General features: G+C 58.0%; 10 protein-coding genes. 6 read left to right on the top strand and 4 right to left on the bottom strand.

Translation table 11 applies throughout. The features are described 5' to 3' along the window. Positions 1-311: 311 nt before the first annotated feature. The 3 genes from XI08_RS10760 to XI08_RS10750 form a co-directional block, all read right to left on the bottom strand. Positions 312-908: a DUF6647 family protein gene (locus tag XI08_RS10760; protein WP_271574382.1), complete on the bottom strand. Its 597-nt coding sequence runs from the start codon at positions 906-908 to the stop codon at positions 312-314. 696 nt (positions 909-1604) lie between these two features. After that, the gene (locus tag XI08_RS10755) at positions 1605-2357 is read right to left on the bottom strand and encodes an anti-sigma factor family protein (protein WP_271574381.1); all 753 of its coding nucleotides are present in this window, start codon (positions 2355-2357) and stop codon (positions 1605-1607) included. Continuing rightward, the gene (locus XI08_RS10750) at positions 2357-2869 is read right to left on the bottom strand and encodes a sigma-70 family RNA polymerase sigma factor (protein ID WP_271574380.1); all 513 of its coding nucleotides are present in this window, start codon (positions 2867-2869) and stop codon (positions 2357-2359) included. Before XI08_RS10750 ends, XI08_RS10755 begins: the two co-directional genes overlap by 1 nt. 474 nt (positions 2870-3343) lie before the next feature. Here XI08_RS10750 and XI08_RS10745 point away from each other — a divergent pair, with 474 nt between their 5' ends. Both XI08_RS10745 and XI08_RS10740 read left to right on the top strand, forming a co-directional pair. Further along, positions 3344-3970, top strand: a complete 627-nt coding sequence (locus XI08_RS10745) for a GNAT family N-acetyltransferase (RefSeq protein ID WP_271574379.1) — start codon at positions 3344-3346, stop codon at positions 3968-3970. Positions 3971-4657: 687 nt separating this feature from the next. Then, entirely contained in the window at positions 4658-4837 is a 180-nt protein-coding gene (locus XI08_RS10740; RefSeq protein WP_157790048.1) for a hypothetical protein, read from the top strand. Between the two features lie 742 nt (positions 4838-5579). Here the strand turns inward: XI08_RS10740 and XI08_RS10735 are convergent. Next, positions 5580-6509, bottom strand: a complete 930-nt coding sequence (locus XI08_RS10735; protein WP_271574378.1) for a LysR family transcriptional regulator — start codon at positions 6507-6509, stop codon at positions 5580-5582. A gap of 125 nt (positions 6510-6634) precedes the next feature. Between XI08_RS10735 and XI08_RS10730 the strand changes: the two genes are divergently transcribed. From XI08_RS10730 to XI08_RS10715, 4 genes are all read left to right on the top strand, one after another. Next, a complete protein-coding gene (locus tag XI08_RS10730; RefSeq protein ID WP_271574377.1) occupies positions 6635-7390 on the top strand; it encodes a molybdate ABC transporter substrate-binding protein in 756 nt (251 codons plus the stop codon). Between the two features lie 21 nt (positions 7391-7411). Continuing rightward, positions 7412-7705, top strand: a complete 294-nt coding sequence (locus tag XI08_RS10725; protein ID WP_249163440.1) for a hypothetical protein — start codon at positions 7412-7414, stop codon at positions 7703-7705. Between the two features lie 203 nt (positions 7706-7908). Then, positions 7909-9348, top strand: coding sequence for an IS1182 family transposase (locus XI08_RS10720; protein WP_271574376.1), 1440 nt, complete (start codon positions 7909-7911; stop codon positions 9346-9348). Between the two features lie 125 nt (positions 9349-9473). Next, positions 9474-9986, top strand: a complete 513-nt coding sequence (locus tag XI08_RS10715) for a lipocalin-like domain-containing protein (RefSeq protein ID WP_271574375.1) — start codon at positions 9474-9476, stop codon at positions 9984-9986. Positions 9987-10204: the final 218 nt, after the last annotated feature.

Below are 10204 nucleotides of genomic sequence, written 5' to 3'. Positions count from 1 at the left end.
GATAGGGGTAGATCGGAAGTCAACGCCAAAGGGTGAAACCGGCGTTTTTGACCCCGAACGGACATTGGGTCGCAGCGTCTCGAGTCGATTGGCTGCTTCGGCCCACCTAGGGGATAAGCGCCGTCGGCATTGGTCCGGTTGGCTGCGGCACAAACTGATGCTGCTGCCCCCGTACCATTGCCAAGAGCGCCAATATGATTGCAACGACCGCCAAGAGTCGGACCATCAAATTCAGACCTGCTGAAATTGTGTTCGTACGGACGAGACCTGGACTTTGGACATGTTTGGAAAAGCAATCGTTCAACTCACGGTCAAAACATGCATGCTGAGGAAATCAGCACCGTGAACATGTCGACGTCAAACTCGCGCTCCAAGCTCATTCCGAACCGCCCAAGCCACTTGTCCTGAGCCAAATATGCCAACTTCTCTCGCGCCCTCGGGCATTCGAACCTGAGCTTGGCCAGGTTCTGGAGGTGATGGACCATTTCGTGGACCAGGATCGATTGTTCGGCTGGTGAAGTCCCAGTCCAGTCATCAGGGAGCAGGATCGTTTTTGACGTGTTGTTATAGAGGGCGACGACCTGACGCTGAGCCAGTTCATCGAATGCGTCGTTCTCCGTGAAACTCTCCGAAAGGGCACCATCTCCGAACCGCATCGTCGCGAGTTTCATCTTCGACGCAAATTCGATGGCTGGACGTTCCTTGATGGCCGGCAGATCGAAATTCGAAGCGAGCCAAGTCACAATTTCATCCAACAAGTCTTCCGCGGCTCGCGTTGCGTCGGCACGCGACGGAACCGAAGGCGAACCGGTGGGCGCGGTGGGCTCCGACCCATCACGACAATGGGCTTGAGACGATGCCGACGTTAGAGAGGCTATGACCGCGAGCAAAAGAAGTCGCTTGAACATGAAAACCTCCTCGGAGGTCGTTCGAAACAGAAACCCTTTTGAAACAATCAGTCAGCAATTGAACTTGCTGCAAGCATAGCATTCGCGTCACGACGCCGTTGTGAACCCGTTCACACTCGGAATCGTGGCGCGCCAGGCGCTTAGTAAATCAAGCTATCGGCAGAGGACGAGTATGACTTAATGGTGATCGCGGTGGCTGCAACAAGGAGAGCGACAGCCACAAATCCGGTGATCGCGCGATGCTTCATGATGGGAAACCTCAGGCTCCGAAGCCCACAGAAGTGAGCCCCGCAAATCCCGAAAAGGTTCAACCGGATGACCAACTCGATGAGGGTCACGTGGCTGCACTTCTGGCGCTGGGCTGCAGTGTAGTCCGCAGGTGGCCCGTTGCCGACCTTCGCTTATAGGGCGGCAATGTCTGCCTTCAGGAGGCAATGCGGCTTGTTCACGCAGGTCAGCTTGATATCGGCGCCTGCCTGTCCCTTCATCGTTTAGCAGCGCCGTGTTGCATCGCCGGAATTGATCAGTTTGCAGTGGGGTTGTTGTCTGCCTGATTAGCGATCGTGAAGCAGGCGACCATGACGAAGATTTCCATGTGATCGCCCAAGGCGATGCCTCGGCTTTTGCCCGTTTCTCTTTGCCGCATATTCGGGCCAACCGGGCAGAGCGGCAGTGAGCGAGGCCGGGAGGCCGGCACTAGCTGGTACTACCTCGGAACACCTTCGCAAAAGTCTCGAGTTCATTCACGTTCAGATCTGAAATCGCGACATACGATCGCTCACGGTTTGACCATCTGATCATGTTGAAGCCATTCTCCGCCCGCCAATCGAATGGCACGTCGAGTTGATCACGCCCGGTGATTTCGGTCAGGCTGATCACGTGCTCGCGTCTGCGATATACCAGGGTCGACAACGGTGTCCTGCCGACGACATCGACCCGTCCGCCTACAAGTTCGAAGCCTTGAGCAGCGAGATCAACGACCCGTGGCGATTGGGTGATCCGACCATTGAACCAAGGCTTAACCGTATGCTGGTCCGAGGAAGCGACATCCGTGGGCTGTGCTGCCATCAGCGAGCGGAGGTGGGCGTCAAAGAGTTCGGCTACCACGATCTCCTGCGGCGCGATCCTGCGAAGTGCGATTCCGGTCAAGGTGCTGGACAGGGCAGCCACGACCAAGATCGATGCCGCGATCTTGGCCCAATTGGGCATTCGTCGTATCGTATCGAGCGCAAAGGCGGCCTCGATCCGCGATCGCAGTCGTGGCGGAAGCGGCTCCGGTGGGAATTTCTCGGCCAGCACTTTCTTTAAGGTGGCGATTTCATCTGCGAGCTTCCGCAAGTCGGGGTCGGCTGCGATCTTGCGCTCGACTGCGAGCGCGGCCATGACGTCAAGTTCCCCGTCAAGATAGGCGTGAATGAGATGCAGATCACTGTCGTCCGAGAGCGGCATTAGCAACTCTCCTGCTTCATTCGTGCAATCAGCCTGTGGCGGGCTCGCGCAAGCCTCGACATCACCGTTCCGATCGGGCTACCGGTGATGCCCGCGATTTCGCGATATTCGAGTCCCTGGATATCCCGCAAGACCAGTACTTCCCTAAATTCAGCCGGCAGGGCCGCGATGAAGGCCTCAAGTTTCGCCGCATCGGCGGCGGCAATTAGTGCTGCTTCTGGTGATCCTGCCGCATCCCCTTCGTTTCCCCGCTCGACGCTGAAGCGATCGGTCTCGCTCAGCTCGTCAAGGCCAACCAAAGCCGCGGCCTTTTTGTCCTTGAGCAAGGTGAAAGCGGTATTCCTCACTATTGTCAGCAGCCAAGCACGTGCATTCGGTCCCGAGAACCGCGGCAATGCTCGAAACGCCCTAATGCACGCCTCCTGCACGACGTCCTCGGCGTCTGCACGGTTGTGCGTGAGCCAGCGCGCAAACGCATGCGCATCGGCCAGGTAGGGCGCAACGACAGTCATGAACTTCTTCCTGTCGTCGTTAGGGTTCAACCTCGTCCCCTGCTTAATGAACTCAAATATGGAACCAAATATTCCCGGCCATCAGAAAAATAGGTGGACGCTTCTGCAAGCGTCCTCCAAAGGACAAGCAGCCTCGCAACTCGGTGCATCAGTCGCAGCGGCAGCCAACCTTATCCAAATGGACCATTTCGCTGCAATTGAGGCGCCGCGATGAGATCATCGCATCCCACCGCTCAATGGCTCCCGCTGGACAATTTACAACGCCAATCGGCTTGCCGAGATCGAGGCGCAGCGCGAACGGATTACTTGTCGCTGGAATCCAAGGACAGAAATAGACTCAAAAACATCGCCGTTTATTCCGACCGTCAAAGGAAAAAGATTTCGCGTAGCTCCCGGGAATTTTCTCGCATTGGGCCAAGTTAACTGAACATCGGTACACTTGGACAATTCGGGCATTCGCACAAAGGAACGCCAATGGCGGCGGTTAGTGGAATCGCGCGAGCCGAGAGGGACGTGCCGTTGTGGTCCAACCCACAACAGTCTGATCTCGACATCCGTCAGCTCGACATTGGGCAGCTTCCGTCGGTGCAGGCATTTTTGTCCAGGCTCGATACAGAGAGCCGTTGCCGTCGGTTTGGAGCGCCGCTCTCGGATGCGGCGCTCGATCTGCAGGCGATCACCGCGTTCGAAAACGCTGAACTCATGCTCGGAATCTTCTCTGAGCAGAGGCTTCGCGGGCTGCTGGAGCTTTATCGGCAGGGCAGCTCGGGTGTGATGGAGCTTCTGATCGTGGTGGAGGGAGCATCTCGTCGGCGTGGAATGGGTCGGCGCCTGCTGAATGCGTCGATGCTTCAAGCGTTGGATATGGATGCCCGAGGCGTTGATCTTGTCTACACGAGCGACAACTGGCCAATGCGAAGACTCGCGCAAAGGGCGGGAGCCAGGATCGATCTTTCTTTTGGTGCGTTCCGTGCCCGGATCGATCTTGTGCAGAGGCCAATCATCACAAGACATTTGAGAATACCCATTGCCGATGATTTGCCGGGAGTGAACGGGCAGCTGGGAGACAACTTTAGCTCCTTCGCTTCCGGAGCTCTATGAGCTGGTTCACAGAAGAACGAGCCAGGATACTCAGGTATCGGAGTGCAGAAATGACTTTGGCAGATTACTCATTTGGCGCCTTTGCATTTTTGAACACAGCGAGGTTGTTAGGCTATTTTCCCCAGATCGTGCGCGTTCACCGCGACGATAATGGCGCCAAGGCTGTTTCAGTCTTTACCTGGACGCTGTTCTCCGCCGCAAATGTAGCGACTGTAAGCTACGCGATAATCGTCTCGCATGACGCTGCGATGGCGATCATTTTTGCGCTTAACACTCTCGGATGTCTGACCATTGTTGGTTTGACGATGTGGAGGCGAGCAGGGATCCGCAGGACGGGGGCTGATGATGGAGGGGCATATGGTCGAGTATCTGGAGCCTCATCGGAGAAGATACCTGGACGAGCTAAGTCCCGGGGACCGCAAACTGTGGCGCAGATGGCAGATTGGCTGGTCTTTAGCCTACTCCGCCGTTCTGCTCGTTCTCATCGGCGTGGGGTACCTTCTGGCTGGATCCAAGGACACCGAGATCGCGCAGTCTAGCTCGCCAGGACAGCACGCGCGGATCGTGCGATTTGGCGGATCGAAATGAGTTCGCGCGCCAACCCCGAACTAGCGTTCCGTGCGAACCCACTTCTCCGCACTGTTGCCGCGTGACCACCGTTATTTGTTTTAACAGGGAGTAATTGACATGACGATTACCGATCGAATCCAAAACACTTCCTACGGTCCGACGGCTCGCAATTACGATAGCTTGATCCTCCTCGGATACTCAGCATTCGCTGTGCTTGCGCTCGCCGCGATTTGCCTCGCCGCAGCAGGTCCAGGTGTAGCCGACGGCGATCTTGTGGCGGCGGCAGTAATGCCATGAATTGAACGATCGAGCTCTCGGCTGTGATCCGGGTGCTGATCCACTTTTCGGGAGACAGCTGCTTTAAGAACGCGCGCTCGATCTCGGTTAGATCCACGGTTGCCCCTCTGGAGAAAACGCCAGACGACCTGGCGTCGATCCACCCGGTGTAACCGAGCCAATCAAGAAGGACCGAAAGCGCTTATCAGTCCGATCGCAATGGGGACTAGCCCCACGATGGTCCATAGGGCGGGCGAGCTGGAGCCCAGGCCAGCAACAAAGATGCAGACACCAAAGCCCACAATGAGCGCCGAAATGCCGTAGGCGAGTGCTTTCTCCATTGGCCGATCCACCAGAAACTAAGGATCGATGCGCCTGTAGGACGCGCTTGGGATCAAAACGTTCCTATGCGCCAGGAGCCCCGGGAGGTGATGGAGTTCTCAGCGCAAATTGGCGCACTAAATGTGCCACGGGTGGTACCAACGTGAGACCCGAAAACTGATCTTAGCGAAGCGCCCACTAATGTCGGCTCTTGGCCCGTTTGAGACACGCCGGGGCGGTCTGACGATGTCTTGTTCACAGGGGTAGACCGGAAGAAAACGGCACGCGGCCAAAGGGACGCGATTGGACCCCAAGCAGACGTTTAATTGATCGCACGGCAAGCCGTTAATCTGGTGAGTCGATGGCTTGCATGGCGCCGGTCCCATCGCAAATGGGAGTCACGGAAAAATCTCACAAACGGGCGTCATGGCGCCACTTTGCGTTAAGCAAGTGGTTTTGCGACGTCGCGAATGCAATTGGCGAACACCTGCGCGACCGGGCTCAGCATCCGGCCCTTCAGCGTGAAGATTGCCGTTGGCAAGTGCCAACGCGGCAATGCGACGGGCAGTGCCTTCAGCAAATCGGCTCCGGGGCCGAACTGCAGCGCCGAGCCGGGTACTAGTGTGAGATAGCGTCCGGTGGCGAGCAGGCTGATGCGCAGGTGTAGGGAGTTGCTGAAGATCGTCGCGGTGGGAATCGACAGCTTCGCAGCACGGAATGCTTCGACGAAAGGCGAACCGGATTCCGCTTCCAGCGTCGACAGGATCCACGGCACGTCGACGAGTTCTGAAAGGGTAAGTTTGCGGCGGCGCGACCAGGAGCTCTGCGGGCCGGCGACGACGACGAGCGACTCGTAGAACAGCGGTTGCATTTCGATGTCGGAGTCAGGTGTCTCCGTCAGCAGTCGCGAAATAACGATTTCGCATTGACGTTGCCGGAGCAGGTTGAACTGATGCGACGCCGTGCCTTGTTCCAGCCTAACGCGCAGACGCGGCAGTCGTTTTGAGAGCCGCTCGATCGCTGCCGGCACGAGGCCGGCTGCCCACACCTCGGTGCATGCTATGCGCAGCTCGCCCGCTTGAGGATCGGCGAGAAACGCAATCTCCTCGACGCTCTGCCGAAGTTCGTCGAACACTGCAGTGCCGCGTTTGAGCAACGCCTCGCCGAACATCGTCGGCTCGACTCCGCGCGCGGTGCGGTCCAGCAGCGTCACTCCGAGCACGTGCTCGAGATTGGCGATGGTGCGCGAGATGACTGGCCGTGAGATGGCCAGGCGCTCGGCGGCCTTGGCCATGCTGTTCTCCTCGACCACCGTCATGAAGACGTGGAGGTCGCGGGGCTTGAGAAATCGTCCGACTCTGTCCCAGCGCATGTCGACGTACCTAAACGGCTACCGGCCTGTCGAATATTCGACCTTGTGGATACTCCTGTTTTGGAGCCGACTCCAGCTCCGGGCCTGAACTTTCCGCTTGAACAGGTTCGAAGCAGGAGATGGCGATGAGGGCGATTGGCGTTGTAGCTGCAATTCTGGCCGTTGTGGTGCGCGCCGCCCCCGCCGGGGCCGCCGAAATCACCGTTTTGAGCACGCCCTCCATGCAAGGCGTGCTCAATGATCTTGCGCCGGCATTTACACGCGCAACCGGCCATACGCTGGGGCTCACCTTTGAAGGCGTCCCGGCGCTCAAGCGGCGGATCGAAGCGGGCGATACGTTTGATGCCGCGGTCTTGTTGCCGGCAGCGGTCGATGATCTCACCAAATCGGGCAAGATCGCCGTCGGCTCGCGTTCAGACATTGCCCGCACTGCCGCCGGCGTTGCGGTCCGGGCAGGGGCGCCGAAGCCTCTGGTGGGTACCGGCGAGGACCTCAAGCGAACGCTGCTCGCGGCAAGAGCAATCTCCTATTCGCCCGACAGCGCGAGCGGAAGCTATTTCCTTCATCTGCTTGATCGCCTCGGCATCGAGACAGAGGTGAAGCCGAGGCTCCTGGCGGTGACAGGGCGGAGCCCCGTCGAGGCCGTCGCGCGCGGCGAAGCAGAGCTGACCGTGATCACCGTGCCCAACATCGTCGGCGTCGAGAGCGTTGCCCTCGCAGGGTTACTTCCGGAAGAGTTGCAGAACTACACCACCTTCAGCATCGCCGTCAGTGCCAACGCCAAGGAGCCTAAAGCCGCCGAGCAATTGATCGCATTCTTGCGCTCGCCCGCCGCCGCGGCCGCGATCCGGAGCAAAGGATTGGCGCCCATTGTCCCCTGAAGCCTTGTGGGAGGACGATCGTTGGTTGGCCCGGTCTTGCCTTTTGACCTTTTTCATGAACTCGTTTCGGAATTTTGTAATATGTTCGTCACCGTTGTTGCAGTGCTTTGCCATTTTTCAGCTCACGACTGCACCGAGGTGGTCGTAGCAAATTCGAACTTGGACGCCGGTATCACTTTTCAGGGCTGCTTAACTGGCGGCCAAGCAGGTCTAGCCCATTGGAAGAGCGCGCACCCGATCTACCGGTCTGATGACTGGCATATCGAGCGGTGCAAATGCGTCGCCGGGCTTTACGTGGCGAAGGCCAAGATCTGACTCGAAGATTGTCCAAGACACGCTCGACGGGACATGTCTCCTCTCGGCCCTTCGCGGACCTGAACAGCGGGTCCGGTGATGTCCGCTCACAGTGGCAGAGCAGACCATCTACCCTGGACCCGCCGACTTCCGAGTTTGACCCTGGCTGTGTGAAAACGCCGCGCCCCTGTTATGATTCTCTCGTGATTCTACGGGAGGAATCGATGAGGCGCTTCGTTGAAGGGGCGGATCGTGGGCAATGGACGCTGTTGCCCGAATGCCTCGATGATTTCATTGACGAGAGCAATCCGGTTCGGGTGATCGATGTGTTCGTCGGTACGCTTGATTTGGCCGGGATGAGTTTCGATGGAATTGAGCCTGCCGCGACCGGTCGGCCATCGTACCATCCCTCGGTACTCCTTAAGCTTTACATCTATGGCTATCTGAACCGGGTGCAGTCGAGCCGACGGCTGGAAAGAGAGGCCGGACGCAATGTCGAGGTGATGTGGCTGTTGGGTCGACTTGCCCCAGATCACAAGACGATCGCGGACTTCCGCAAGGACAACGGCTTGTCGCTGCGCAAGGTCTGCGCGCGATTCGTCGAACTTTGCCGTGAGATGGGCCTTCTCGCCACGGCGAGCGTCGCCATCGATGGCAGCAAGTTTAAGGCCGTCAACAACCGGGACAAGAACTTCACGCGGGCAAAGGTGGAGCGGCGGCGTGCCCAGTTGGAGGAGAGTGTGGCGCGGTATTTGAGCCAGCTTGATACGGCCGACCGGCAGGAGCCGACGGAGGCGCTGGCTGCGAAGGTGACGAGGCTGAATGAGAAGCTTACAAAGCTGAAGGAGGAGATGGGCAAGCTTGCCGTCTACGAGAAGCAGATGCGTGCTTCGCCTGACCAGCAGATATCCTTGACCGATCCGGACAGCCGATCGATGGCGACGAGCGGCCGCGGGTCTGGCGTCGTGGGCTACAACGTGCAGGTCGCCGTTGATACCGAGCATCATCTGATTGTCGCGCACGAGGTAACGAACAGTGGTTCAGATCGGGCGCAACTCGCCAATATGGCTAACCAAGCGAAGGCTGTACTGCAGACCGAGACTCTCGAGGCCGTTGCCGATCGCGGCTACTTCAGCAGCTCCGAGATCCTCGCTTGCCACGAGGCCGACATCACGGTGACGCTGCCCAAGCCGATGACTTCTAGCGCCAAGTCGGAAGGGCGCTTCGGCAAGCAGGACTTTGTCTATTTACCGGAGAAAGACACCTATCGCTGTCCGGCTGGGGAGCAACTGCCATATCGCTTTACTGGCGAGGAAGATGGCAAGCGGATAAGGCGCTACTGGACAACAGCCTGTCAAAATTGTTCGCTCAAATCCCAGTGCACGACAGGGCCGGAGCGGCGGATTCCTCGATGGGAGCATGAGCATCTGCTCGATGCTGTGCAGAAGCGCCTTGATGCGAACCCGATGGCCATGCGTCAACGTCGCGAGACCGTCGAGCATCCGTTCGGCACAATGAAGGCCCGCATGGGCGCGACACACTTCCTGACCAAAACGCTTCCGAAAGTAGCCGCCGAGATGGCTCTTTCGGTTCTGGCCTACAATCTAACAAGGGTCATGAACATCGTCGGGATCAAGCCGCTGATCGCTGCGATCGCGGCCTGAGAACTGCGTGTCTCCTTTCTTCCGGGCCAGATACCCTTAGGCATCGTTTTTACACGACCAAGACCCATTGCCGACAATCAGAACGCCGAGTAACGTTGCCGAGTTGCCAAAGGCAGGGGCACCTCATGAACAGGCGTTATGCACTCGGGCTTTCTGCGGCCGCGTTGATTTCGATTGTTGCATGGCCGAAAAATAGTCTGTCGCAGGGAAAGTCGCTCAAGGACCAGTTGGTTGGCACGTGGATTTACGTGTCCAGCACAGGCACACGTGAGGATGGCAGTGCAGTTCAGCGGCCGAGCCTGCAAGGCGCCGTCACCTATACTGCTGAGGGCCGCTTCCATTTCATCACGGTACGTTCCGATGCGCCGAAGTATGTATCAGGCGATTCTGCACGTCCCTCCCCGGAGGAGGCCATGGCAATTGCGTCAGGCTTGGTTGCCTACACTGGAACATACACAGTGGACGAAGGCACAAAGACGATCCACGTCAACATCGAGGCGAGTTCGTTTCCCAACTTGGTCGGAGCGCCAAATCAGCGCCGGATCGTAACATCGATCACCGATGATGAGTTGAAGTTTACAAATCCACGCACGCCGGCCGGCGTCACGCTGGAGTTGGTTTTCAAGCGTGCGAAGTGATCACGTGAGCGCTGTTTGTAACTTTCGGAAGAGCCGTCTTTAGTCGCTACGGACACCCGGCGCGGCCCGCAAACTTTTGACATAGGGCCGCCTGACCGCATGGGTCTCAAGTTCGGTATTTCGCCGAATTGGAGATCTCAGGACTAGTCATCTGGAACGCAAGTTCGTCACATTAGTTGATAGCTCGAATCTCTACACAGGAGAGAGCTCGTGGCGAA

This window comes from Bradyrhizobium sp. CCBAU 11361 (assembly GCF_028128935.1).
GTDB classification, from domain to species: Bacteria; Pseudomonadota; Alphaproteobacteria; order Rhizobiales; family Xanthobacteraceae; genus Bradyrhizobium; species Bradyrhizobium niftali.
This window is presented reverse-complemented; position numbering and strand designations above follow the sequence as displayed.

Excerpts from the sequence above, each read along its gene's own strand:
- XI08_RS10755 (WP_271574381.1), bottom strand. The coding sequence starts at position 2,357 with ATGCCGCTCTCGGACGACAGTGATCTGCATCTCATTCACGCCTATCTT.
- XI08_RS10760 (WP_271574382.1), bottom strand. The coding sequence starts at position 908 with ATGTTCAAGCGACTTCTTTTGCTCGCGGTCATAGCCTCTCTAACGTCG.
- XI08_RS10740 (WP_157790048.1), top strand. The coding sequence starts at position 4,658 with ATGACGATTACCGATCGAATCCAAAACACTTCCTACGGTCCGACGGCT.
- XI08_RS10720 (WP_271574376.1), top strand. The coding sequence starts at position 7,909 with ATGAGGCGCTTCGTTGAAGGGGCGGATCGTGGGCAATGGACGCTGTTG.
- XI08_RS10745 (WP_271574379.1), top strand. The coding sequence starts at position 3,344 with ATGGCGGCGGTTAGTGGAATCGCGCGAGCCGAGAGGGACGTGCCGTTG.
- XI08_RS10715 (WP_271574375.1), top strand. The coding sequence starts at position 9,474 with ATGAACAGGCGTTATGCACTCGGGCTTTCTGCGGCCGCGTTGATTTCG.
- XI08_RS10730 (WP_271574377.1), top strand. The coding sequence starts at position 6,635 with ATGAGGGCGATTGGCGTTGTAGCTGCAATTCTGGCCGTTGTGGTGCGC.
- XI08_RS10735 (WP_271574378.1), bottom strand. The coding sequence starts at position 6,509 with ATGCGCTGGGACAGAGTCGGACGATTTCTCAAGCCCCGCGACCTCCAC.
- XI08_RS10750 (WP_271574380.1), bottom strand. The coding sequence starts at position 2,869 with ATGACTGTCGTTGCGCCCTACCTGGCCGATGCGCATGCGTTTGCGCGC.